Raw genomic sequence first — 24,341 nt, 5'->3', positions numbered from 1 at the left:
CGGGCAATAGCGGCTTCGACGGCGGCTTTGCGCGGATCGACCTGTTCTTCTGGTTCCGCATTAGCCTGTTGCTGTTCCAGCTTGCGCGCTTTGGCGCGGGCGATAGCGGCTTCAACGGCAGTTTTACGTGGATCAGCAACGGTTGCTGCGTCGTTAGTTTGCTGCAGTTCTGCCTGTTTCGCTCTGGCTTGCGCTTTACGGGCTTCCCGTGCTGCAATAATTGCACTGTTATCCGGGCGTTCGCCCGCTTTAATCACAATAGGCTGTGTAGCCTGGGCCTGTTTCTCTTTCACCCGCGCCAGAGCGGCAGCAATCGCATCTTTATCTTTGGCTGCAGGTTGAACGGCTGCGCTCTTATGTCGTTCAAGGCGAGCCGCTTTTTCGCGCTCAAGGCGAGCCTGGCGCGCTTCGAAACGCGCTTTGGCTTCTGCGGCGCGCTTTTCTTCCTGACGAATAGCCGCAATTTCAGCTTTTTCCTGACGGAAATATTGCACCAGGGGAATATTGCTCGGGCAAACCCACGCGCAAGCCCCACATTCAATGCAGTCGGCAATGTTATGCGTGGTGGCTTTATCGTGTTGCTGACCTTTGCTGAACCAGTACAACTGTTGCGGCAAAAGATCCGCAGGGCAGGCGTCAGCACAGGCGCTACACCGGATGCAGCTTTGTTCTTCCTGTGGTTCGCCAAGCTCATTGGCAGAGGGAGCCAACAGACAGTTGGTAATCTTTACGACCGGGACATCCAGCCATGGCAAGGTAAAGCCCATTAGCGGGCCGCCCATAATCACCATTTGATCGGCAGAGGGGCAGAATCCGGCATCATTCAATAAATGACGCACTGGCGTACCCAGCCGTGCCCAGACGTTGCCCGGGCGTGCGATTGCTTCGCCAGTCAGGGTCACGACACGCTCGGTAATCGGTTCGCCATCAATAACGGCACGTTTCACTGCATAAGCAGTGCCGACGTTTTGCATTAATACGCCGATATCGGATGAACGCCCGCCATGTGGAACCTGCTTCCCGGTCAGAATGTAGGTTAATTGTTTAGCACCGCCAGAAGGATATTTGGTTGGAATCACCCGCAGAGTAATATCGTGAGAGTCCGCCAGCACCGCGCGCAGCATGGAAATCGCCTGCGGTTTGTTATCTTCAATGCCGATAAGAATTTCGCGTGGCTGCAGAATATGCGCAAGAATGCGAATACCCTCTACGACCTGAGCCGCGCAATCCTGCATCAAACGGTCATCGGCGGTAATGTACGGCTCGCACTCAGCAGCGTTGATAATCAACGTTTCAATCTTATCTCCGCCGCCCTGCAATTTAACGCCTGTCGGGAATCCCGCACCACCCAGCCCGGCAACACCAAACTGATGAATGCGCTCGATTAACTCTTCGCGACTGCGAGAGCGATAATCGTCCCAGCCGTCGCGCGGGATCCAGCAGTCTTCGCCATCGGCATCAATAATCACGCTTAATTCAGCTAAAGCTGAAGGATGAGCCGTAGAGTGGGGCGCAATAGCCGTAACGGTACCCGAGGTGGGCGCGTGAACTGGCAGCATTTTGCCGCGTCCACGGGTAAGCGGCTGGCCGCGCAGTACTTTATCGCCGACGCTAACGCACAACTCACCTTCAGCGCCAATATGTTGTTTCAGTGGTATGACAAAACGCTGCGCCAGTGGTACCTGGCGCAGGGGCGTACCGTTGGACTGGGTTTTCATCTCCGGTGGATGGATGCCGCCGTTGAAATCCCAGATTTTATTTTTTCTGAATGCAGAGAATAACTTAAGCATGGTGTTCCACGGGAATGATACGCACGGGAATGGTGTTCAGATCCCATTTCCAGGAGTCAGGTGTTTCTGCAACCGGTTGCAACGAGATGCAGTGCGTCGGGCACGGATCAACACATAAATTGCAGCCCGTACAGAGATCACTCATTACCGTATGCATGGCGCGGGTAGCACCAACGATGGCGTCTACCGGACACGCCTGAATACATTTAGTGCAGCCAATACAGTTATTTTCATCAATAAACGCCACCATCCGCGCAGGCGTTAGCTCTTGCGCTTCGCCATCCAGCGGCTGTGGCTCGACATTAAGCAACTCAGCAATTTTTAGCATCACAGCTTCGCCACCTGGGGCGCAGCGGTTAATTTTTTCACCGTTACAGCTGATGGCTTCCGCGTAGGGGCGACAGCCGGGATAACCGCACTGACCACACTGGCTCTGCGGTAAGATTTCGTCAATTTTCTCAACGACCGGATCGTCTTCCACCGCAAAACGGCGGGAGGCATAACCCAGAATGGCGCCAAACGCCAGGCCCAGCAGGCTCACGGCGGCAACGGCAATCCAGATAGCATTCATTACAACTTCACCAAACCACTAAAGCCCATAAAGGCCAGAGACATAAGACCTGCGGTAATTAACGCAATGGCATTACCGCGAAAAGGTGCCGGGACATCAGCCACAGCAAGGCGTTCGCGGATGGCGGCGAAAAGCACCATCACCAGCGAGAAACCGACAGCGGCGGAAAAACCGTACAGCGCCGACTGCAAGAAATTGTGCCCGAGATTGATATTCAGCAACGCCACGCCGAGCACTGCACAGTTGGTGGTGATAAGCGGCAAAAAAATCCCCAGCAGACGGTAAAGCACCGGGCTGGTTTTGCGCACCACCATCTCGGTGAACTGCACAACCACAGCAATCACCAGAATAAACGCCAGGGTGCGCAGGTAAATCAGATTAAGCGGGATCAAAATCCACGTATCGATAAGCCAGGCGCAAATAGACGCCAGCGTCATCACAAACGTTGTAGCCAGCCCCATGCCCATCGCGGTTTCCAGCTTTTTGGAAACCCCCATAAACGGACAGAGACCGAGAAACTTGACCAGTACAAAGTTATTGACCAGTACAGTTCCGACAAACAGTAACAGGTAGTCAGTCATTTTTCGGCCTGAAATAAAAAAGCCGCCTATTATCCGTTAATCCAGAGCAGGCGACAACAGGTTAACTGTAAGGTTATTACGGATTCACAAACGTCGCTTTCACCCGCGACGAGCGTTTAAAATAGGGGACGATCAATGCGGTTGCCAACAAAGTAAACAGTAACTGGCGAACGGCTATGCCATCTTCCACGGGTGAAAAAGCGAACGCTTTTACTGCCAGCAATACGGAAATAAGCAGCCAGATAATATAGTGTTTAGGAACACAACGCCGACGTTTAAAGAAAGCGATGGTCAACCACAGTGTGTAATACCACATGGCGATAGCGGTAATAAAAGAAACGCCCCATAAGATTTGTGTCGTCAGTGCTTGTTCGCCGAGCGTTTGAAATGTTTGCGGAGAAGATAACGCAGCGGTATACAGCAACAACGCCAGCGTCGTACTTAACAGAGCGACTAAAAGCCAGGCCAATGGGCCAAGCAACCAGCCTCCAATACGTTGTGGCGTTGTGGTGGTCATAGGTTCTCCAGAATAGCGACGCAAACAGGCAAATCTAATTTTAGGGGCGTTATTATAAGGCTTTTATAACCGATCGCTACTTTCTTTATTGGACATAGTGCCAGACGGACTTCGGTACCTGGCCGAGGTCAAACAAACGCCCGCCAGAAACCAGCTCTGCGCGACGGTGATCGGCAGCACGATACATATTGATCAGTTCCTGATCGTCCGTCAGGGTGTAATTAAGATGGTCGTAGAGTTTTTCCAGACTTTCGAGTGAACTGATTTTGCGAAATTTTAATAAGTAGTCCTGAACAGTCATAAAAGGTCCATAAAATAATTAATACCAAAGGGGTAGGTATTATTAGTGATGATAAAATTTCACCAAAAGTGAACGCTTGTGTTATTACAATAATAAGAATGCGCTGATGGCAAATATTCAGGGATGAAAAACTGCTCTGAAAAGAGTAACGCGCTTTACTATCTCTGACAATCACCAACAACATCGAACAAGATAATAAATTCCTGGTTTAATATCCGACAAGTGAAAACATGCACCCGGACGGGCAGCATGTCGCTCTACAAGCGCAGAGCTTACTTGTGTTGTACCGTAGTACTCTGTTCAGGTGGCTGATAGTTGTCAATGTGACTCGCCACGCCAAGAAGAATGACTGAAACGACAAGAACGATCCAACCTGTTAATTCAATAAGACGATTCATTACAGCCCACATCTCTGTTGATTGATCCATTAACTTCAGGGGGTAAATGTTACTTAGCAATAATAGCTCCAGCAAGATTTTTACTGAGGTTTTTGCGATATTTAGCTTTTGTCGTTGGAAAATTCGCTATTTTTTTGACTTAAGTTAAACAACATCCCTTATTGCTGGCAGGTTATTAAACTGTTGAGCGAGGGTAAAGGATAGTGTCAAATAGCCATCATACTTCAATGAGAGGCAATGACATGAGCGACAACATCCGTGTTGGGTTGATTGGGTATGGTTATGCGAGCAAAACCTTCCATGCGCCCCTGATTGCGGGCACGCCCGGGCTGGAACTGGCGGTAATCTCCAGCAGCGATGAAACAAAAGTAAAAGCCGACTGGCCAACGGTTACGGTTGTCTCTGAGCCGAAGCATCTGTTTAACGATCCCAACATAGACCTGATTGTCATTCCTACACCCAACGATACCCATTTCCCGTTAGCCAAAGCGGCGCTTGAGGCGGGTAAACATGTGGTCGTTGATAAACCCTTTACCGTGACACTGTCACAAGCGCGCGAGCTGGAAGCGCTGGCAAAAAGCCTGGGGCGTGTGCTGTCTGTATTCCATAACCGTCGCTGGGATAGCGATTTCCTGACGCTAAAAGGTTTGCTCGCGGAAGGCGTACTGGGTGAAGTTGCTTACTTTGAGTCTCATTTTGACCGCTTCCGTCCGCAGGTGCGCGATCGTTGGCGTGAACAGGGCGGTCCTGGCAGCGGTATTTGGTACGATTTAGCACCGCACCTTCTTGATCAGGCCATTACGCTATTTGGTTTACCGGTTAGCATGACGGTAGATTTGGCACAGTTACGGCCCGGAGCGCAGTCGACCGATTATTTCCACGCCATCTTGTCCTATCCGCAGCGGCGAGTCATTTTACACGGCACCATGCTGGCAGCCGCTGAGTCAGCACGTTATATCGTGCATGGATCCCGAGGCAGTTATGTGAAATATGGCCTCGATCCACAGGAAGAACGTCTGAAAAATGGCGAGCGTCTGCCGCAGGAAGACTGGGGCTACGATATGCGTGATGGCGTACTTACCCGCGTGGAAGGTGAGGAACGTGTCGAAGAAACGCTGTTGACAGTACCAGGGAATTATCCGGCTTACTATGCGGCTATTCGTGATGCGTTAAATGGCGATGGTGAAAATCCGGTTCCGGCAAGTCAGGCAATCCAGGTAATGGAGTTGATTGAGCTGGGCATCGAATCCGCCAAACATCGCGCGACGCTGTGCCTTGCGTGAAAAGAGGATGGTGCAATTAGCACCATCCATTTTTGTTACTTCGCAGCGACTTTTTCTCGCAGTGCGCGTTTTTCCTCTGCGCTGAGGAAAGCCATTTCCAGACCATTAATCTGCGCCTGGCGGATTTGCTCGCGGGATAACCCAGCAGCCGGCGCGGCAACGGTATATTCGTGAATGATATCCACTCCCTGTACGCCGGGATCGTCAGTGTTAATGCTGGCACGAATGCCATGCTCAAGGAACGTTTTCAGCGGATGTGCCGCCAGCTCTGCCACGGTGCTGGTCTGAATATTGGAGGTCAGACAGGATTCAATACCAATTTGTTGCTCGGCGAGAAAATCCATCAGCGCCCGATCTTCAATGGCTTTTACGCCATGTCCAATACGCTCCGCACCCAGTTCACGAATCGCCTGCCAGATGCTTTCCGGCCCGGCAGCTTCGCCTGCATGGACGGTAATATGCCAGCCCGCATCACGCGCGCGGTTGAAGTGAGAAAGGAACAGACTTCCCGGGAAACCAAGTTCATCACCGGCTAAATCAAGTGCGGTAATCTGGTCACGGTGGGCTAAAAAGGCCTCCAGCTCTTGCTGACAGGCGGCTTCGCCGAAGGTCCGGCTCATAATGCCGATAAGCTTCGCCTGCACACCAAAGGTGCGGCAACCCTCACGTACGCCATCGATCACCGCTTCGACAACACCCGCTACAGGCAGCTGATGTGCCATTGCCATGTAGCCTGGTGAAAAACGCAGCTCGACATAGTGCAGGCCGTGACGGGCTGCATCTTCAATGTTTTCAAATGCCACGCGGCGACAGGCATCAAGAGAGGCGAGAACTTTAACGCCCCAGTCAAGTTTGGTCAGAAAGCTCACCAGATCGGGTTCGTTGGCAATGACCTGAACGTGGGGAATCAGTGTTTCCAGGGATTGTGCAGGAAGCGAGATATTATACTGGCGGCCAAGTTCAAGAATGGTCTGGGGACGAATGTTGCCATCAAGGTGGCGATGGATATCAGTTAATGGCAGGGTGGTATCAATCATGGTCGCACTCTTTTTCTGGATATAAAAGTGCGCACCATTATAAAAACAAAGCAGGGTAAAAATCCACGATTGCGCAACGATTTTTTACGTTGCGCAATTGGGGTTAACGAACAGCGCGGATGGCGTTAATTAATCCAGCAACACCTTTTTCCAGTTTCGAACGCGGGCACCCGGCATTGAGACGGACAAAACCACGACCTTCTTCACCGTAGGTATACCCCGGCATGATCGCGACCTTCTCTTGCTCGATAAGCGCTTTTTGCAACGCGTTGTCGTCAATATTCAACGGACGTAGATCAATCCAGGCCAGATAAGTGGATTGCGGGATCTGCCAGTTGAGTTCAGGGAGCGCGGAGTTCATTTTATCTGCGATATACGTCAGGTTATCTTTCAGATAGACGCGTAAGGCATCCAGCCACGGCGCGCCTTGCTGATAGGCGGCGATATGGGCAGTTAACGCCAGTACTGAAGGGGAAGAAAGGCCATCACGTCCTTTCAGTGCCGATAAATAGGCATCACGGCTGCTGCTATTTTCTATAATCCCGTAAGCACCGGTCAGGGCGGGAATATTGAAACTTTTCGATCCCGACGTTAGCAATGCCCAGTCTCCGCGCGCCACATTACTCCAGGGAATATGCGGCTGCTCGCCCCAAACCATATCCATATGGATTTCATCGGAAATAACCCGCACACCATGACGCTCGCACAGGTCAGCCATGATCTCCAGCTCATCGCACGTCCACACTTTCCCGGTAGGATTCTGTGGGCTACACAGGAGCATAATTTTACATTCTGGTTTCGCCAACACGGCTTCCAGCTTGCCCATATCGCAAAACCAGCCGTCAGCCTGCTTCTCTAAAGCGACGGGCATTACTGTGCGCTGGTTACCTTCAATGGCCTTGTAAAATGCGTCATAGGCGGGTGTGTGGATCACCACGCCTTCACCTTTTTCAGACCACTGACGAATCAGTTCCGAGACCATGTAGATAACAGAAGGGCCATACACCACCGACTGCGTATCAATTGCGGTGTAATGCTGGGTGGAAAACCAGTGGGCAATAGCCGCGAGAAACTCATCGTTTTTCCAGCGGCTGTAGCCAAACACGCCGTGCATCAGGCGCTGATTCAGCGCCTCGATAATGCAGGGGGCAGTGGCAAAATCCATGTCTGAAATCGTGAACGGTAACAGGTCAGCAGTGCCGAAACGGTCAGCGACATAATCCCACTGCGTACACCATGTGCCATGACGATCCACGACCTTTGAAAAATCGAACATATCTTATCCTTATGCCTGGACAGTATTCATCAGACCGGCCATTTCATCTTTTACTGACTGAACTTGTGGCCCGATAACAACCTGCAGGTTATGTTGATTAAGTTGTACTACGCCAATTGCCCGATTGTCCTTCAGTGCCTGCACATTAACAAGCGACATATCTTTCACAGACAAACGCAGACGGGTAATGCAGTTATCGAGGCTGACAATATTGTCGGCACCGCCTAAGGCTTCGAGGATTGCCGGAACGTTGTAACCTGATTTACCCGGCGCACCGGCAACGGCTTTTTCGATTGAGCTGGCAACTTCGCTATCGCGCCCCGGGGTTTTCAGATTGAAGCGGGTGATAGCGAAACGGAAGATGACGTAGTAAACGACAAACCAGATTGCCGCCACCACTGGCACCATGTACCACTTGGTTGACAGACCATGCAAAATACCGAACACCACGAAGTCGATGATATTGCCGTCGGTATTACCGATGGTGACGCCGAGCACAGACATGACGGTGAAGCCGAGGCCGGTTAACAGCGCGTGGATGACATACAGAACTGGCGCTACGAACAGGAACAGGAATTCCAGAGGTTCGGTCGTGCCGCCAACGACACAGGCGATCAGGCCAGAAATAAGCAGACCTTTAATTTTATGGCGATTTTCCGGGCGCGCGCAGTGATACATAGCTAACGCTGCACCTGGCAGGCCGCCGAGAAACGCAGGCATTTTACCTTGCGAAAGGAAACGCGTGGCGCTTTCAGAAAAACCGTGAGTGGTCGGGCAACTCAATTGCGCCTGGAAGATGGTCAGTGCGCCGCTGACGGTTTGACCGCAGACTTCCTGCGTGCCGCCTGCGTCGGTAAAGCGAATTAATGCCACCAGAATGTGATGCAGACCAAACGGCAACAGCAGACGTTCACCGGTACCAAACAGCATCGGTCCGAAATCACCCGCGCTGTTGATCATATGGCCTAAGCCGCTAATACCCATGGCGAAAATTGGCCAGACTAATGGAATCACCAGACCGACAAGGCCCATCACCAGCGAGGAGATGATTGGTACGAAGCGCGTACCGCCGAAGAATGCCAGCGCATCCGGCAGGCGGATATTATGGAATCGCTCATGCAGCATCCAGACGATAATACCGGCGATCACCGCACCGAGGATCCCGGTATCGATCGACTGGATCCCAAGAATGCTCTGTATGTTATTGGCTTTCAGAACGGCGGCGTCAGTGGTTGGCAGAATGCCTTTGTTGGTCAACCAGAAGTTTACCGCGAGGTTCATTACCGCATAACCGACGAAGCCAGCGAATGCCGCTACGCCTTTGTTTTCGCGTGCCAGGCCCAGCGGGATGGCGATACAGAACATGACTGGCAGGAAACTAAAAGCAAACGAGCCAATCTTACTCATCCAGGTAAAGATAGCCTGCAACACGGGGTTGCCCAGGACCGGGATCAGGGTGATGACATCATGGCTGCTAAGAGAACTACCAATGCCGAGCATAATGCCGCAGAACGACAATAATGCCACGGGTAACATGAAGGTTTTGCCTAACTGCTGGAAGAACTCCCACAGCGTGACTTTCGGTGCTGTTTTCGCCGTCATAAAACGACTCCTCGTAGAGAACAATCTGGATTCAGTAAATTGCGCGAGAAGATAAAACGTTTTATCAAATTTTAGTGAGGCATAAATCACATTACGCAACGATAATAGCGGGTATAAGATAAATAAAAGGTAAAACGTTTTATCTGTCACATAATCAGGGAGTAGGTCATCTGCATGGCTACCGCCAAAAAAATAACCATTCATGATGTTGCGCTGGCTGCGGGCGTGTCGGTAAGTACCGTTTCGCTGGTGCTAAGTGGCAAAGGGCGAATCTCTACCGCCACAGGAGAACGCGTTAACGCCGCCATTGAAGAGCTGGGATTTGTGCGCAATCGTCAGGCGTCGGCGCTGCGCGGCGGGCAAAGCGGCGTCATTGGTTTGATCGTTCGTGATTTATCTGCGCCGTTTTACGCCGAATTAACGGCCGGATTGACGGAAGCTCTGGAAGCGCAGGGACGGATGGTTTTTTTGCTTCACGGCGGTAAAGACGGCGAGCAGTTGGCACAGCGGTTTTCACTGTTACTGAATCAGGGGGTCGATGGTGTGGTAATTGCCGGGGCTGCAGGAAGCAGCGATGACCTGCGACGGATGGCAGAAGAAAAAGCTATCCCGGTGATTTTCGCTTCCCGTGCCAGTTATCTTGATGATGTTGATACGGTTCGCCCGGATAACATGCAGGCTGCACAGTTGTTGACGGAGCATCTCATTCGCAATGGGCATCAGCGTATCGCCTGGCTGGGAGGGCAAAGTTCCTCATTAACCCGGGCAGAACGGGTGGGGGGCTATTGTGCAACTCTACTAAAATTTGGCCTGCCGTTTCACAGCGATTGGGTGCTGGAGTGCACTTCCAGCCAGAAGCAAGCCGCGGAAGCTATCACGGCGCTTTTACGTCATAACCCGACCATCAGTGCCGTGGTTTGCTATAACGAAACCATTGCGATGGGGGCATGGTTTGGTTTGCTGAAAGCAGGGCGGCAAAGCGGTGAAAGCGGAGTCGATCGTTACTTTGAACAACAGGTTTCGTTGGCGGCATTTACCGATGCAACGCCAACCACACTTGATGATATACCTGTTACCTGGGCCAGCACGCCAGCGCGGGAACTTGGTACCACACTTGCGGATCGCATGATGCAAAAAATCACCCATGAAGAGACGCATTCACGCAATCTTATTATTCCCGCCCGGCTCATTGCGGCGAAATAACCCTCTCTTTATCTGCTATACCTGGTAGTGTCCTTTCCTCAAGGTTAATGATAAAAAATGTGGCACACAGGCGGTGCCTTTTATTTTTACTGAAGTTCACAGGAGGTTTATGTGTTTAATTCTGACAACCTGAGACTCGACGGAAAATGCGCCATCATCACAGGTGCCGGTGCAGGTATTGGTAAAGAAATTGCCATTACATTCGCGACAGCTGGCGCATCTGTGGTGGTCAGTGATATTAACGCCGACGCAGCTAACCATGTTGTTGATGAAATTCAACAACTGGGTGGTCAGGCATTTGCCTGCCGTTGTGATATTACTTCCGAACAGGAACTCTCTGCACTGGCAGACTTTGCCGTCAGTAAGCTGGGTAAAGTTGATATCCTGGTTAACAACGCCGGTGGCGGTGGTCCTAAACCGTTTGATATGCCAATGGCAGATTTTCGCCGTGCTTATGAACTGAATGTGTTTTCTTTTTTCCATCTGTCACAACTTGTTGCGCCAGAAATGGAAAAAAATGGCGGTGGCGTTATTCTGACCATTACTTCTATGGCGGCAGAAAATAAAAATATAAACATGACCTCCTATGCATCATCTAAAGCTGCGGCCAGTCATCTGGTCAGAAACATGGCGTTTGACCTGGGTGAAAAAAATATTCGGGTGAATGGCATTGCGCCGGGGGCAATATTAACCGATGCCCTGAAATCCGTTATTACACCTGAAATTGAACAAAAAATGTTACAGCACACACCGATTAGACGTCTGGGCCAACCGCAAGATATTGCTAACGCGGCGCTGTTCCTTTGCTCGCCTGCAGCCAGCTGGGTAAGCGGACAAATTCTCACCGTCTCCGGTGGTGGGGTACAGGAGCTCAATTAATACACTAACGGACCGGTAAACAACCGTGCGTGTTGTTTACCGGGATAAACTCATCAACGTCTCAGCTAAATAACTGGCAGCCAAATCACGGCTATTGGTTAACCAATTTCCGAGTGAAAAGTATTCGAATAGAGTGTGCCTTCGCACTATTCAACAGCAATGATAGGCGCTCACCTGACAACGCGGTAAACTAGTTATTCACGCTAACTATAATGGTTTTATGATGGATAACATGCAGACTGAAGCACAACCGACACGGACCCGGATCCTCAATGCTGCCAGAGAGATTTTTTCAGAAAATGGATTTCACAGTGCCTCGATGAAAGCCATCTGTAAATCTTGCGCCATTAGTCCCGGGACGCTCTATCACCATTTCATCTCCAAAGAAGCCCTGATTCAGGCGATTATCTTACAGGACCAGGAGAGGGCGCTGGCCCGTTTCCGGGAACCGATTGAAGGGATTCATTTCGTTGACTATATGGTCGAGTCTATTGTCTCTCTCACCCATGAAGCCTTTGGACAACGGGCGCTGGTGGTCGAAATTATGGCGGAAGGGATGCGTAACCCACAGGTCGCCGCCATGCTTAAAAATAAGCATATGACGATCACGGAATTTGTTGCCCAGCGGATGCGTGATGCCCAGCAAAAAGGCGAGATAAGCCCAGACATCAACACGGCAATGACTTCACGTTTACTGCTGGATCTGACCTACGGTGTACTGGCCGATATCGAAGCGGAAGATCTGGCGCGTGAAGCGTCGTTTGCTCAGGGATTACGCGCGATGATTGGCGGTATCTTAACCGCATCCTGATCCTCTCTCTCTTTCCGCGGGCTGGTGACAACTGAGCCCGCGTTTCATATCGTAATTTCTCTGTGCAAAAATTATCCTTCCCGGGTTCGGAGAATTCCCCCCAAAATATTCACTGTAGCCATACGTCATGAGAGTTTATCGTTCCCATTATGCTCGAACGAACGTTCGGTTGCTTATTTTATGGCTTCTGTCAACGCCGTTTTAAAGATTAATGCGATCTATATCACGCTGTGGGTATTGCAGTTTTTGGTTTTTTGATCGCGGTGTCAGTTCTTTTTATTTCCATTTCTCTTCCATGGGTTTCTCACAGATAACTGTGTGCAACACAGAATTGGTTAACTAATCAGATTAAAGGTTGACCAGTATTTTTATCTTAATGAGGAGTCCCTTATGTTACGTCCTGTAGAAACCCCAACCCGTGAAATCAAAAAACTCGACGGCCTGTGGGCATTCAGTCTGGATCGCGAAAACTGTGGAATTGATCAGCGTTGGTGGGAAAGCGTGTTACAAGAAAGCCGGGCAATTGCTGTGCCGGGCAGTTTTAACGATCAGTTCGCCGATGCAGATATTCGTAATTATGTGGGCAACGTCTGGTATCAGCGCGAAGTCTTTATACCGAAAGGTTGGGCGGGCCAGCGTATCGTGCTGCGTTTCGATGCGGTCACTCATTACGGCAAAGTGTGGGTAAATAATCAGGAAGTGATGGAGCATCAGGGCGGCTATACGCCATTTGAAGCCGATGTCACGCCGTATGTTATTGCCGGGAAAAGTGTACGTATCACCGTTTGTGTGAACAATGAACTGAACTGGCAGACTATCCCGCCGGGAATGGTGATTACCGATGAAAACGGCAAGAAAAAGCAGTCTTACTTCCATGATTTCTTTAACTATGCCGGGATCCATCGCAGCGTAATGCTCTACACCACGCCGAACACCTGGGTGGACGATATCACCGTGGTGACGCATGTCGCGCAAGACTGTAACCACGCGTCTGTTGACTGGCAGGTGGTGGCCAATGGTGATGTCAGCGTTGAACTGCGTGATGCGGATCAACAGGTGGTTGCAACTGGACAAGGCACCAGCGGGACTTTGCAAGTGGTGAATCCGCACCTCTGGCAACCGGGTGAAGGTTATCTCTATGAACTGTGCGTCACAGCCAAAAGCCAGACAGAGTGTGATATCTACCCGCTGCGCGTCGGCATCCGGTCAGTGGCAGTGAAGGGCGAGCAGTTCCTGATTAACCACAAACCGTTCTATTTTACTGGCTTTGGTCGTCATGAAGATGCGGATTTGCGTGGCAAAGGATTCGATAACGTGCTGATGGTGCACGATCACGCATTAATGGACTGGATTGGGGCCAACTCCTACCGTACCTCGCATTACCCTTACGCTGAAGAGATGCTCGACTGGGCAGATGAACATGGCATCGTGGTGATTGATGAAACTGCAGCTGTAGGCTTTAACCTCTCTTTAGGCATTGGTTTCGAAGCGGGCATCAAGCCGAAAGAACTGTACAGCGAAGAGGCAGTCAACGGGGAAACTCAGCAGGCGCACTTACAGGCGATTAAAGAGCTGATTGCGCGTGACAAAAACCACCCAAGCGTGGTGATGTGGAGTATTGCCAACGAACCGGATACCCGTCCGCAAGGTGCACGGGAATATTTCGCGCCACTGGCGGAAGCAACGCGTAAACTCGACCCGACGCGTCCGATCACCTGTGTCAATGTAATGTTCTGCGACGCTCACACCGATACCATCAGCGATCTCTTTGATGTGCTGTGCCTGAACCGTTATTACGGTTGGTATGTCCAAAGCGGCGATTTGGAAACGGCAGAGAAGGTACTGGAAAAAGAACTGCTGGCCTGGCAGGAGAAACTGCATCAGCCGATTATCATCACCGAATACGGCGTGGATACGTTAGCCGGGCTGCACTCAATGTACACCGACATGTGGAGTGAAGAGTATCAGTGTGCATGGCTGGATATGTATCACCGCGTCTTTGATCGCGTCAGCGCCGTCGTCGGTGAACAGGTATGGAATTTCGCCGATTTTGCGACCTCACAAGGCATATTGCGCGTTGGCGGTAACAAGAAAGGGATCTTCACCCGCGACCGCAAACCGAAGTCGGCGGCTTTTCTGCTGCAAAAACGCTGGACTGGCATGAACTTCGGTGAAAAACCGCAGCAGGGAGGCAAACAATGAATCAACAACTCTCCTGGCGCACCATCGTCGGCTACAGCCTCGGTGACGTCGCCAATAACTTCGCCTTCGCAATGGGGGCGCTCTTCCTGTTGAGTTACTACACCGACGTCGCTGGCGTCGGTGCCGCTGCGGCGGGCACCATGCTGTTACTGGTGCGGGTATTCGATGCCTTCGCCGACGTCTTTGCCGGACGAGTGGTGGACAGTGTGAATACCCGCTGGGGAAAATTCCGCCCGTTTTTACTCTTCGGTACCGCGCCGTTAATGATCTTCAGCGTGCTGGTATTCTGGGCACCGACCGACTGGAGCCATAGCAGCAAAGTAGTGTATGCATATTTGACCTACATGGGCCTCGGGCTTTGCTACAGCCTGGTGAATATTCCTTATGGTTCACTTGCTACCGCAATGACCCAACAACCACAATCCCGCGCCCGTCTGGGCGCGGCTCGTGGGATTGCCGCTTCATTGACCTTTGTCTGCCTGGCATTTCTGATAGGACCGAGCATTAAGAACTCTAGCCCGGAAGAGATGGTGTCGGTATACCATTTCTGGACGATTGTGCTGGCGATTGCCGGAATGGTGCTTTACTTCATCTGCTTCAAATCGACGCGTGAAAATGTGGTACGTATCGTGGCGCAGCCGTCATTGAAGATCAGTCTGCAAACCCTGAAACGGAATCGCCCGCTGTTTATGTTGTGCATCGGTGCGCTGTGTGTGCTGATTTCGACCTTCGCGGTCAGCGCCTCGTCGTTGTTCTACGTGCGCTATGTGTTAAATGATACCGGGCTGTTCACTGTGCTGGTACTGGTGCAAAACCTGGTCGGTACTGTGGCATCGGCACCGCTGGTGCCGGGGATGGTCGCGAGGATCGGTAAAAAGAATACCTTCCTGATTGGCGCTTTGCTGGGAAGCTGCGGTTATCTGCTGTTCTTCTGGGTTTCGGTCTGGTCACTGCCGGTGGCGTTGGTTGCGTTGGCCATCGCTTCAATTGGTCAGGGCGTTACCATGACCGTGATGTGGGCACTGGAAGCTGATACTGTAGAATACGGTGAATACCTGACCGGCGTGCGAATAGAAGGGCTCACCTATTCACTATTCTCATTTACCCGTAAATGCGGTCAGGCAATCGGAGGTTCAATTCCTGCCTTTATTTTGGGATTAAGCGGATATATTGCCAATCAGGTGCAAGCGCCGGAAGTTATTATGGGCATCCGCACATCAATTGCCTTAGTACCTTGCGGATTTATGCTGCTGGCATTCGTCATTATCTGGTTTTATCCGCTCACGGATAAAAAATTCAAAGAAATCGTGGTTGAAATTGATAATCGTAAAAAAATGCAGCAGCAATTAATCCGCGATATCACTAATTAATATTCAATAAAAATAATCAGAACATCAAAGGTGCAACTATGAGAAAAATAGTGGCCATGGCCGTTATTTGCCTGACGGCTGCCTCTGGCCTTACCTCTGCTTACGCGGCGCAACTGGCTGACGATGAAGCGGGACTACGCATCAGACTGAAAAACGAATTGCGCAGGGCTGATAAGCCCAGTGCTGGCGCGGGAAGAGATATTTACGCATGGGTACAGGGAGGATTGCTCGATTTCAATAGTGGTTATTATTCCAATATTATTGGCGTTGAAGGCGGGGCGTATTATGTTTATAAATTAGGTGCTCGTGCTGATATGAGTACCCGGTGGTATCTTGATGGTGATAAAAGTTTTGGCTTTGCCCTGGGGGCAGTAAAAATAAAACCCAGTGAAAATAGCCTGCTAAAATTAGGTCGCTTCGGGACGGATTATAGTTATGGTAGCTTACCTTATCGTATTCCGTTAATGGCTGGCAGTTCGCAACGTACATTACCGACAGTTTCTGAAGGAGCATTAGGTTATTGGGCTTTAACGCCAAATATTGATCTGTGGGGAATGTGGCGTTCACGAGTATTTTTATGGACCGATTCAACAACCGGTATTCGTGATGAAGGGGTGTATAACAGCCAGACGGGAAAATACGATAAACACCGCGCACGTTCTTTTTTAGCCGCCAGTTGGCATGATGATACCAGTCGCTATTCTCTGGGGGCATCGGTACAGAAAGATGTATCCAATCAGATACAAAGTATTCTCGAGAAAAGCATACCGCTTGACCCGAATTATACGTTGAAAGGGGAGTTGCTCGGCTTTTACGCGCAGCTCGAAGGTTTAAGTCGTAATACCAGCCAGCCCAATGAAACGGCGTTGGTTAGTGGACAATTGACCTGGAATGCGCCGTGGGGAAGCGTATTTGGCAGTGGTGGTTATTTGCGCCATGCAATGAATGGTGCCGTGGTGGATACCGACATTGGCTATCCCTTTTCATTAAGTCTTGATCGTAACCGTGAAGGAATGCAGTCCTGGCAATTGGGTGTCAACTATCGTTTAACGCCGCAATTTACGCTGACATTTGCACCGATTGTGACTCGCGGCTATGAATCCAGTAAACGAGATGTGCGGATTGAAGGCGCGGGTATCTTAGGTGGTATGAACTATCGGGTCAGCGAAGGGCCGTTACAAGGGATGAATTTCTTTCTTGCTGCCGATAAAGGGCGGGAAAAGCGCGATGGCAGTGCGCTGGGCGATCGCCTGAATTACTGGGATGTGAAAATGAGTATTCAGTATGACTTTATGCTGAAGTAAGAAATAACGCCGGAGAGAAAAACCTCCGGCGTTTTGGCTGTGAATTACTGCTGCGGAAGAGCGGGTACGACCGGAACGTTTAATGCCGGCATTGCAAACATACCAACGAAATCTTCCAGTGGCATTTTCTGCCCGTTTAACGTGATCTGACCGTTAGCATATTGCAGGCTGGTGGTGATGGTATTGTCCTGCAAGGTGGTCAGACGGAACATCTGCCCCATTGCTGACGCACCTTCAACTTGCTGTTTCGCCAGTTTTTTTGCTTGATCTTCCTGATAACCTTCCAGCTTCGCTACTTGAGTCATAAACTCAGTTGCCATATCCACCGGAATGGTCAGTTTCGCATCCAGAGATTTAACCGAACGATCTACTTCCTGCGCCAGCGTTTGCGGCGCTTCTTTAGTCGTTGCCGGATCTTTCAGGAACAGCGACAGATTCAGCGCACTTTCACCCTGACTGTTTTTCCAGCTTAGCGGCGCGATAGTAATCACCGGATCGCCTTTCAACATCAGCGGCAGGGCGCTAAAGAAGGCTTCCGTCACTTTCTCCTGATAAAGTTCGGGATTGTTGGCAATTTCTGGCTGTGCCAGCAGCGCCTGAGTTTGCGCGTTATATTGCTGGCTAAACTGATGCCAGGCTTCACCATCAATCTGGCCGACTTTTAAAGTCAGCTTGCCGCTGCCCAGATCCTGATTCTGTACCTTCAGGCTGCTTAGCGAGTAATCCAGTTGGCTATTGATCGTTTTACCGTCATTGACCAGATCCGATTTACCGCTGATCTCCATGCCTTCCAGCAGTGCCAGTTCTTTGCCTTCCACTGAAATGGTCATTTTTTCCAGTGACAGTTTTTGATTTCCTACGCGCTCACCAAAACTTGCCAGCGTGCTGGAACCGTCGGTTTTCAGATTATTAAAGGTCAACTGTACTTTCTGGTTATATTCGTTAACCGCGTCTATCCGACCACTTTGCGCCTCCCCGGAAAGGGAGATAGCTTTGCCGTCTCTGTCTGCATTTAACTGGAACTCGCCGCCGCTAAAGGCGACTTTTTCATCCTTTTGCTCGTAATTCAGTGGCTTGAGCGAAATATCGGAACTGGAATCTCCGCTGTAACCAATGCGGGAGTTAATCTCAAAAGGCGTTTCACCTTTTGCCATATCAAACAGTGGCTTGCTAACTTCGTTATTAACCAGCGTGGTTTGAATTGATGCCATCGACGGGATCAGGTTCAGTTTTTTAAGCTGGGCAAGGGGGAAGGGACCATGATCAACCGATTCGTTGAAGATGACGCTCTGACCGCTTTTAATCCACGGATTTTCTTTCCCGGCAATGGGTTTCACCAACAGTTGCAGCTGACTGCTGAATACGCCGCGATGATAGTTTTGATAACTCACTTCCAGGTTGGATTCAGGAGCGGTCAGTTTGAGTTGCGCGTTCGCCTGCGCGACCATGTCTTCGAGATGGGTTTCAATCTTCTTGCCTGTATACCATGCGCCGCCTGTCCAGACTACGCCTAGCGCAACAATGACGCCTACCGCTACCAGCGATTTATTCATAATGATTATCCATAAAATGAAATCAGGCGGACTGGCCGCCTGAAGGTGTTATAAGCCTTTAATAAGCTTAGCAAGAGATGTTAATTTTTTCAGTAAGCTCTTACAGCTTGTTGTAAACACGCGCTAAACGGCCGTGGCCTTTGACAGTCACCGGTGATTCGTTGGCGGCAATAAACGCTGATTCACCCGGTTTAAGCTGTAACTGCTGAGAACCTTTCCACAGCGTTGCATCGCCTTCGACGCAGAACAAAATGGCGGCACTCTGCTGGCTGATGGTGGTTTCTTTATCACTAAGGTCATGCAGCGAGAAGGCAAAATCATCCACAGGAATCGGGAAGTCCAGTTCTGCACCTTGTTTCACCGGCTGGGTCAACAACTGGTTAGCCGGTTTGGCTTCGAACTTCACATTGGCAACCAGTTCCGGAATATCAATGTATTTAGGCGTCAGACCCGCACGCAGCACGTTATCGGAGTTCGCCATCACTTCCAGCGCCACGCCTTGCAGGTAAGCGTGCGGCGTTTCAGCGAACAGGAACATCGCTTCGCCAGGATTCAATTTCACCACATTCAGCAACAGCGGGGAGAACAGACCGCTGTCATCCGGGTAAAATTCAGAAATTAAACGAATCGTTTGCCACGGTTCACCCTGCTGACTGTCAAGGGCCGATTTTAAAATCGCCAGCGCGCGGGATTTTTCTTCCCCCTGCATATTCAGCAGGCTGGCGAACAGTTCGCTTAAACGTTCGGCATCAGGCTGTTGTAAAAAGTGAGCAATCGCCGGATGTGCACCTGCGACTGGCTGGAGTAGGGAGACAATCTCGGAAAATTCACGAAACGCGTTCATCGCAAGGAAAGGCGTCAGCGCAAAAACCAGCTCCGGCTTGTGGTTAGGATCTTTATAGTTACGCTCGGCGGCATCCATCGGAATACCTGCGGCATTTTCTTTGGCAAAACCGATTTCAGAATTGCGTTTGTTTGGATGAACCTGAATGGAGAGCGGCTGTGCTGCGCATAATACTTTGAACAGGAAAGGCAGTTCGCCAAAGCGTTTGGCAACGGCCTCTCCGAGCAGAGTCGATTTATTACTCTCAATCACATCACGCAGTGAAACGATATCTCCGGCGGCATTCTGCACTCGTGAACTGCTTTTTGGATGTGCGCCCATCCACAGCTCGGCCATCGGCTGGCTGGACGGATTTTCCATACCATAAAGTTCAGTCAACGCCGTTTTGCTGCCCCAGGCATAGTTTTGCACTGAGTTAATGAGTTTTTGCATGATCAATCCCTGTTTATATGTGGAAATTAATCCCGCTATTAAAGCAAGAATCCTACGGGAAGTAACCTGGAGCCGCAAAAAGTCGTACTAGTCTCAGTTTTTGTTAAAAAAGTGTGTAGGATATTGTTACTCGCTTTTAACAGGGCAACGGAACACCCGCCCAGAGCATAACCAAACCAGGCAGTAAGTGAGAGAACAATGTCAAACAAACCCTTTCATTATCAGGCTCCTTTTCCACTCAAAAAAGATGATACTGAGTATTACCTGCTAACCAGCGAACACGTTAGCGTATCTGAATTTGAAGGGCAGGAGATTTTGAAAGTCGCACCCGAAGCGTTAACTTTGTTGGCGCGTCAGGCGTTTCATGATGCGTCATTTATGCTGCGTCCGGCTCACCAACAACAGGTGGCCGACATTCTGCGTGACCCGGAAGCCAGCGAAAATGATAAATATGTGGCGCTGCAATTCCTGCGCAACTCCGACATCGCGGCGAAAGGCGTTCTGCCAACCTGTCAGGATACCGGCACCGCGATTATTGTTGGTAAAAAAGGGCAGCGTGTATGGACCGGTGGCGGTGATGAAGCGGCGCTGGCACGCGGTGTCTATAACACTTATATCGAAGATAATCTGCGCTACTCGCAAAACGCGCCGCTGGATATGTATAAAGAGGTGAATACCGGCACCAATCTACCAGCGCAGATCGATCTTTATGCCGTTGATGGCGACGAGTACAAATTCCTCTGTATCGCCAAAGGTGGCGGTTCGGCAAACAAGACGTATCTCTATCAGGAAACCAAAGCGTTACTAACGCCGGGGAAACTGAAAAATTACCTGGTTGAGAAGATGCGCACGCTGGGTACGGCGGCCTGTCCTCCGTATCATATTGCGTTCGTTATTGGTGGAACTTCTGCAGAAACGAACCTTAAAACGGTGAAACTGGCTTCCGCTAAATACTATGATGAACTGCCAACGGAAGGGAATGAGCACGGACAGGCGTTCCGCGATGTGGAACTGGAAAAAGAATTGCTGATCGAAGCGCAAAATCTTGGTCTGGGTGCGCAGTTTGGCGGTAAATACTTCGCTCACGACATCCGCGTGATTCGCCTGCCACGTCACGGCGCATCCTGCCCGGTCGGTATGGGCGTCTCTTGTTCTGCTGACCGTAATATCAAAGCAAAGATCAACCGTCAGGGGATTTGGATCGAAAAACTGGAACATAATCCAGGCAAATATATCCCGGAAGAGCTGCGCAAAGCGGGAGAAGGCGAAGCGGTGCGCGTTGACCTTAACCGTCCGATGAAAGAGATCCTCGCACAGTTGTCGCAGTATCCCGTTTCTACACGCTTATCGCTGAATGGCACGATTATCGTTGGTCGTGATATTGCTCACGCCAAACTGAAAGAGCGGATGGATAACGGTGAAGGGCTGCCGCAGTACATTAAAGATCATCCGATTTACTACGCGGGTCCGGCCAAAACGCCGGAAGGTTATGCTTCCGGTTCTCTTGGCCCAACGACCGCCGGCCGGATGGATTCTTATGTCGATCAACTGCAAGCGCAGGGCGGAAGTATGATCATGCTGGCGAAAGGCAACCGCAGCCAGCAGGTGACGGATGCCTGTAAAAAACACGGCGGCTTCTACCTTGGCAGTATCGGTGGTCCGGCCGCTGTATTGGCGCAGGGTAGTATTAAGAGCCTGGAATGTGTTGAATATCCGGAACTGGGAATGGAAGCCATCTGGAAAATTGAAGTGGAAGATTTCCCGGCGTTTATCCTTGTGGATGATAAAGGAAATGACTTCTTCCAGCAGATACAACTCACACAGTGCACCCGCTGTGTGAAATAAACAGAGCCGCCCTTCGGGGCGGTTTTTTTACATGGCACGAAAGACCAAACATTTGTTATCAAATAGTAAATAATGAGTGAGCTAAAAGTTGCTTAACGAAAGCAAAACAGAAAGAAAAAATTAATCAGGTGAGGAGCAGGCCATGAATACAGTACGCAGCGAAAAAGATTCGATGGGGGCGATTGATGTCCCGGCAGATAAGCTGTGGGGCGCACAAACTCAACGCTCGCTGGAGCATTTCCGCATTTCGACGGAGAAAATGCCCACCTCACTGATTCATGCGCTGGCGCTAACCAAGCGCGCAGCGGCAAAAGTTAATGAAGATTTAGGCTTGTTGTCTGAAGAGAAAGCGAGCGCCATTCGGCAGGCGGCGGATGAAGTACTGGCAGGACAGCATGACGACGAATTCCCATTGGCTATCTGGCAGACTGGCTCCGGCACGCAAAGTAACATGAACATGAACGAAGTGCTGGCTAACCGGGCCAGTGAATTACTCGGCGGCGTGCGTGGGATGGAGCGTAAAGTTCACCCTAACGACGACGTGAACAAAAGCCAAAGTTCTAACGATGTCTTTCCAACGGCGATGCACGTTGCGGCGCTGCTGGCGCTGCGCAAGCAACTCATTCCGCAGCTTAAAACCCTGACACAGACGCTGAGTGAAAAATCGCGTGCATTTGCCGATATCGTAAAAATCGGTCGAACCCACTTGCAGGACGCCACGCCGCTAACACTGGGGCAGGAGATTTCCGGCTGGGTAGCGATGCTCGAGCATAATCTCAAACATATTGAATACAGCCTGCCTCACGTAGCGGAACTGGCTATGGGCGGTACAGCTGTGGGTACTGGACTAAATACCCATCCGGAGTATGCGCGTCGCGTGGCAGATGAACTGGCAGTCATTACCTGCGCACCGTTTGTTACCGCGCCGAACAAATTTGAAGCGCTGGCGACCTGTGATGCCCTGGTTCAGGCGCACGGCGCGTTGAAAGGGTTGGCTGCGTCACTGATGAAAATTGCCAATGATGTCCGCTGGCTGGCCTCTGGCCCGCGCTGTGGAATTGGTGAAATCTCAATCCCGGAAAATGAGCCGGGCAGCTCAATCATGCCGGGAAAAGTGAACCCAACACAGTGTGAGGCATTAACCATGCTTTGCTGTCAGGTGATGGGGAACGACGTGGCGATCAACATGGGTGGCGCTTCCGGTAACTTTGAACTGAACGTTTTCCGTCCGATGGTGATCCACAATTTCCTGCAATCGGTGCGCTTGCTGGCAGATGGCATGGAAAGTTTTAACAAACACTGCGCAGTGGGTATTGAACCGAATCGTGAGCGAATCAATCAATTACTCAATGAATCGCTGATGCTGGTGACTGCGCTTAACACCCACATAGGTTATGACAAAGCCGCCGAGATCGCCAAAAAAGCGCATAAAGAAGGGCTGACCTTAAAAGCTGCAGCCCTTGCGCTGGGGTATCTTAGCGAAGCCGAGTTTGACAGCTGGGTACGGCCAGAACAGATGGTCGGCAGTATGAAAGCCGGGCGTTAATCTGCAACATACAGGTGCAGCCGTGGAATGATCAAACGAAGCGGCTGCGCCTGTGGTTTATAACGGTGTTGCACATTGTCGGCATCGTAATTTAACAACTCCCCAACGTCCGGCACGCCCGCGCCATTATCCCGATTAATCAGCGCAATAAGCGGTGTAGGGCAAGCGTGTTGTACTTGTTTTTGATCTCCCTTGTACCAGACGCGGGCAATCGGCTGCACCTTCACCGGACGTTTGATTTTTAACTTCGCGTCCTGTGGCAGGGTAGCAATATCCTGATACTCTCTCTCCAGTTTTCTTTGCCACTCCTCGCGCGTCCACGGTGCGACACTGCGCGGTGATTTCAGGCTTTTTTCCAGCTGTGCCAGGACTTCATCACGATGCAAATTCTTAATGATATGTTTATTGGCCCACCCAAAACGTAAAGTGGCGGGGTCGTGCAGAACAGTGAGCGTTCGGTAAGCATTAAGGGTGATCAGCCCCGGCAAATGACGATGCACCCATTCAAAACGCGCCGCTGTGGGGAGTTCTGACTCAACCGTGACGATATGCTCGAACGTAGTCTTGAGTTGATTGATGTGCTGAATATGACTGACCAACGCTGCTTGCGAAAGGTTATCGACCTGGTAACACAACACGCCAGGTAGACGAACAGCGGCCTTGCTGCTGCGATTTTCGGACTGTTGTTGAATAAATAAATGGCGGAAATGACGCAACGCCAGCGACTGCGCGTCGTTGCCGAGATGTTGCTTTACCTCAATACGATTAAGCGGATTATGCTCATCCTCTTTTTTTACCTCCGGCAAAGAGAACACGCGGGCAACCAATAGCTTGTGTTGCTCAAGATGAGCGGCAAATGCAGCCAGCTCTTGTTCCATCTGGCGAAAGGTAGTGTTGAGTCGGTCTACGAGATCGTAACGCGCCATAATATTAACCACTTTAGTTACAACATCCTTAATTTATAGCACAATGGTGGTGACTTGACCATCGTGCGCG

Annotated in this window: 21 protein-coding genes; 9 read left to right on the top strand and 12 right to left on the bottom strand. The window is 50.6% G+C overall.

From position 1 onward, the window contains the following. From rsxC to blr, 6 genes are all read right to left on the bottom strand, one after another. Positions 1 to 1,790, bottom strand: a 1,790-nt coding sequence (rsxC, locus tag G434_RS20965; RefSeq protein WP_001542230.1) for an electron transport complex subunit RsxC, incomplete at its 3' end; no start/stop codon positions are given. Then, on the bottom strand, positions 1,783 to 2,361 hold the full coding sequence (rsxB, locus tag G434_RS20970) for an electron transport complex subunit RsxB (RefSeq protein WP_000991806.1): 579 nt from the start codon (positions 2,359 to 2,361) through the stop codon (positions 1,783 to 1,785). The genes rsxB and rsxC, both read right to left, overlap by 8 nt. Beyond that, entirely contained in the window at positions 2,361 to 2,942 is a 582-nt protein-coding gene (gene rsxA / locus G434_RS20975) for an electron transport complex subunit RsxA (RefSeq protein ID WP_000133193.1), read from the bottom strand. The genes rsxB and rsxA overlap by 1 nt, the downstream gene beginning before the upstream one ends. 76 nt (positions 2,943 to 3,018) lie before the next feature. Further along, positions 3,019 to 3,459 carry a DUF2569 domain-containing protein gene (locus G434_RS20980; RefSeq protein ID WP_001306099.1) on the bottom strand — a complete coding sequence of 147 codons (441 nt, stop codon included), beginning with the start codon at positions 3,457 to 3,459 and terminating at the stop codon, positions 3,019 to 3,021. An 85-nt stretch (positions 3,460 to 3,544) separates the two neighbouring features. Next, complete coding sequence (gene ydgT / locus G434_RS20985) at positions 3,545 to 3,760, bottom strand: transcription modulator YdgT (RefSeq protein WP_000217950.1); 216 nt, start codon at positions 3,758 to 3,760, stop codon at positions 3,545 to 3,547. 272 nt (positions 3,761 to 4,032) lie between these two features. Then, on the bottom strand, positions 4,033 to 4,158 hold the full coding sequence (gene blr / locus G434_RS0124805; protein ID WP_001296096.1) for a division septum protein Blr: 126 nt from the start codon (positions 4,156 to 4,158) through the stop codon (positions 4,033 to 4,035). Between the two features lie 242 nt (positions 4,159 to 4,400). On the opposite strand from blr, the gene G434_RS20990 reads away from it, so the two are divergent. Beyond that, positions 4,401 to 5,441, top strand: coding sequence for an oxidoreductase (locus G434_RS20990; protein ID WP_001282537.1), 1,041 nt, complete (start codon positions 4,401 to 4,403; stop codon positions 5,439 to 5,441). 35 nt (positions 5,442 to 5,476) lie between these two features. On the opposite strand, the gene add is transcribed toward G434_RS20990, so the two are convergent. The 3 genes from add to malX all read right to left on the bottom strand — a co-directional run bounded on the left by add (position 5,477) and on the right by malX (position 9,356). After that, complete coding sequence (gene add, locus G434_RS20995; protein WP_000567490.1) at positions 5,477 to 6,478, bottom strand: adenosine deaminase; 1,002 nt, start codon at positions 6,476 to 6,478, stop codon at positions 5,477 to 5,479. A gap of 103 nt (positions 6,479 to 6,581) precedes the next feature. Next, on the bottom strand, positions 6,582 to 7,754 hold the full coding sequence (gene malY, locus G434_RS21000; RefSeq protein WP_000459387.1) for a bifunctional maltose regulon transcriptional repressor/cystathionine beta-lyase MalY: 1,173 nt from the start codon (positions 7,752 to 7,754) through the stop codon (positions 6,582 to 6,584). 9 nt (positions 7,755 to 7,763) lie between these two features. After that, a complete protein-coding gene (gene malX / locus G434_RS21005) occupies positions 7,764 to 9,356 on the bottom strand; it encodes a PTS maltose transporter subunit IICB (RefSeq protein ID WP_000125611.1) in 1,593 nt (530 codons plus the stop codon). A gap of 174 nt (positions 9,357 to 9,530) precedes the next feature. On the opposite strand from malX, the gene malI reads away from it, so the two are divergent. From malI to uidC, 6 genes are all read left to right on the top strand, one after another. After that, positions 9,531 to 10,559 carry a mal regulon transcriptional regulator MalI gene (gene malI / locus G434_RS21010; protein WP_000179513.1) on the top strand — a complete coding sequence of 343 codons (1,029 nt, stop codon included), beginning with the start codon at positions 9,531 to 9,533 and terminating at the stop codon, positions 10,557 to 10,559. 111 nt (positions 10,560 to 10,670) lie between these two features. Continuing rightward, on the top strand, positions 10,671 to 11,438 hold the full coding sequence (gene hdhA / locus G434_RS21015) for a 7-alpha-hydroxysteroid dehydrogenase (protein ID WP_000483362.1): 768 nt from the start codon (positions 10,671 to 10,673) through the stop codon (positions 11,436 to 11,438). Between the two features lie 220 nt (positions 11,439 to 11,658). Further along, on the top strand, positions 11,659 to 12,249 hold the full coding sequence (gene uidR, locus G434_RS21020) for a DNA-binding transcriptional regulator UidR (protein WP_000969092.1): 591 nt from the start codon (positions 11,659 to 11,661) through the stop codon (positions 12,247 to 12,249). 390 nt (positions 12,250 to 12,639) lie between these two features. After that, positions 12,640 to 14,451: a beta-glucuronidase gene (gene uidA, locus G434_RS21025; RefSeq protein WP_000945937.1), complete on the top strand. Its 1,812-nt coding sequence runs from the start codon at positions 12,640 to 12,642 to the stop codon at positions 14,449 to 14,451. Further along, on the top strand, positions 14,448 to 15,821 hold the full coding sequence (gene uidB, locus G434_RS21030; RefSeq protein ID WP_001075848.1) for a glucuronide transporter: 1,374 nt from the start codon (positions 14,448 to 14,450) through the stop codon (positions 15,819 to 15,821). Before uidA ends, uidB begins: the two co-directional genes overlap by 4 nt. Positions 15,822 to 15,859: 38 nt before the next feature. Beyond that, positions 15,860 to 17,125, top strand: coding sequence for a glucuronide uptake porin UidC (gene uidC, locus G434_RS21035; RefSeq protein ID WP_001227015.1), 1,266 nt, complete (start codon positions 15,860 to 15,862; stop codon positions 17,123 to 17,125). Between the two features lie 44 nt (positions 17,126 to 17,169). On the opposite strand, the gene G434_RS21040 is transcribed toward uidC, so the two are convergent. After that, positions 17,170 to 18,678, bottom strand: coding sequence for a YdgA family protein (locus G434_RS21040; RefSeq protein WP_001043352.1), 1,509 nt, complete (start codon positions 18,676 to 18,678; stop codon positions 17,170 to 17,172). A 100-nt stretch (positions 18,679 to 18,778) separates the two neighbouring features. Further along, positions 18,779 to 19,954, bottom strand: coding sequence for a mannose-6-phosphate isomerase (gene manA, locus G434_RS21045; protein WP_001170697.1), 1,176 nt, complete (start codon positions 19,952 to 19,954; stop codon positions 18,779 to 18,781). Between the two features lie 198 nt (positions 19,955 to 20,152). On the opposite strand from manA, the gene fumB reads away from it, so the two are divergent. Then, entirely contained in the window at positions 20,153 to 21,799 is a 1,647-nt protein-coding gene (gene fumB / locus G434_RS21050; RefSeq protein WP_000066639.1) for a class I fumarate hydratase, read from the top strand. 142 nt (positions 21,800 to 21,941) lie between these two features. Beyond that, positions 21,942 to 23,345 carry a class II fumarate hydratase gene (gene fumC / locus G434_RS21055; RefSeq protein WP_001099112.1) on the top strand — a complete coding sequence of 468 codons (1,404 nt, stop codon included), beginning with the start codon at positions 21,942 to 21,944 and terminating at the stop codon, positions 23,343 to 23,345. Here fumC and tus read toward each other — a convergent pair. Beyond that, entirely contained in the window at positions 23,342 to 24,271 is a 930-nt protein-coding gene (gene tus / locus G434_RS21060) for a DNA replication terminus site-binding protein (RefSeq protein WP_001309528.1), read from the bottom strand. The two genes, fumC and tus, sit on opposite strands and share 4 nt — an antisense overlap. Positions 24,272 to 24,341: the final 70 nt, after the last annotated feature.

Origin of the sequence: Escherichia sp. KTE172, from assembly GCF_000408845.1 — a bacterium.
Lineage (GTDB): Bacteria > Pseudomonadota > Gammaproteobacteria > Enterobacterales > Enterobacteriaceae > Escherichia > Escherichia coli.
The sequence above is the reverse complement of the archived record's forward strand: the minus strand, read 5'-3'. Positions and strand labels throughout refer to the sequence as shown.

Bases quoted from the DNA above. Each gene is read 5' to 3' on its own strand.
- rsxB (WP_000991806.1), bottom strand. From the start codon at position 2,361: ATGAATGCTATCTGGATTGCCGTTGCCGCCGTGAGCCTGCTGGGCCTG.
- rsxA (WP_000133193.1), bottom strand. From the start codon at position 2,942: ATGACTGACTACCTGTTACTGTTTGTCGGAACTGTACTGGTCAATAAC.
- G434_RS20980 (WP_001306099.1), bottom strand. From the start codon at position 3,459: ATGACCACCACAACGCCACAACGTATTGGAGGCTGGTTGCTTGGCCCA.
- ydgT (WP_000217950.1), bottom strand. From the start codon at position 3,760: ATGACTGTTCAGGACTACTTATTAAAATTTCGCAAAATCAGTTCACTC.
- blr (WP_001296096.1), bottom strand. From the start codon at position 4,158: ATGAATCGTCTTATTGAATTAACAGGTTGGATCGTTCTTGTCGTTTCA.
- G434_RS20990 (WP_001282537.1), top strand. From the start codon at position 4,401: ATGAGCGACAACATCCGTGTTGGGTTGATTGGGTATGGTTATGCGAGC.
- add (WP_000567490.1), bottom strand. From the start codon at position 6,478: ATGATTGATACCACCCTGCCATTAACTGATATCCATCGCCACCTTGAT.
- malY (WP_000459387.1), bottom strand. From the start codon at position 7,754: ATGTTCGATTTTTCAAAGGTCGTGGATCGTCATGGCACATGGTGTACG.
- malX (WP_000125611.1), bottom strand. From the start codon at position 9,356: ATGACGGCGAAAACAGCACCGAAAGTCACGCTGTGGGAGTTCTTCCAG.
- malI (WP_000179513.1), top strand. From the start codon at position 9,531: ATGGCTACCGCCAAAAAAATAACCATTCATGATGTTGCGCTGGCTGCG.
- uidR (WP_000969092.1), top strand. From the start codon at position 11,659: ATGATGGATAACATGCAGACTGAAGCACAACCGACACGGACCCGGATC.
- uidA (WP_000945937.1), top strand. From the start codon at position 12,640: ATGTTACGTCCTGTAGAAACCCCAACCCGTGAAATCAAAAAACTCGAC.
- uidB (WP_001075848.1), top strand. From the start codon at position 14,448: ATGAATCAACAACTCTCCTGGCGCACCATCGTCGGCTACAGCCTCGGT.
- uidC (WP_001227015.1), top strand. From the start codon at position 15,860: ATGAGAAAAATAGTGGCCATGGCCGTTATTTGCCTGACGGCTGCCTCT.
- G434_RS21040 (WP_001043352.1), bottom strand. From the start codon at position 18,678: ATGAATAAATCGCTGGTAGCGGTAGGCGTCATTGTTGCGCTAGGCGTA.
- manA (WP_001170697.1), bottom strand. From the start codon at position 19,954: ATGCAAAAACTCATTAACTCAGTGCAAAACTATGCCTGGGGCAGCAAA.
- fumB (WP_000066639.1), top strand. From the start codon at position 20,153: ATGTCAAACAAACCCTTTCATTATCAGGCTCCTTTTCCACTCAAAAAA.
- fumC (WP_001099112.1), top strand. From the start codon at position 21,942: ATGAATACAGTACGCAGCGAAAAAGATTCGATGGGGGCGATTGATGTC.
- tus (WP_001309528.1), bottom strand. From the start codon at position 24,271: ATGGCGCGTTACGATCTCGTAGACCGACTCAACACTACCTTTCGCCAG.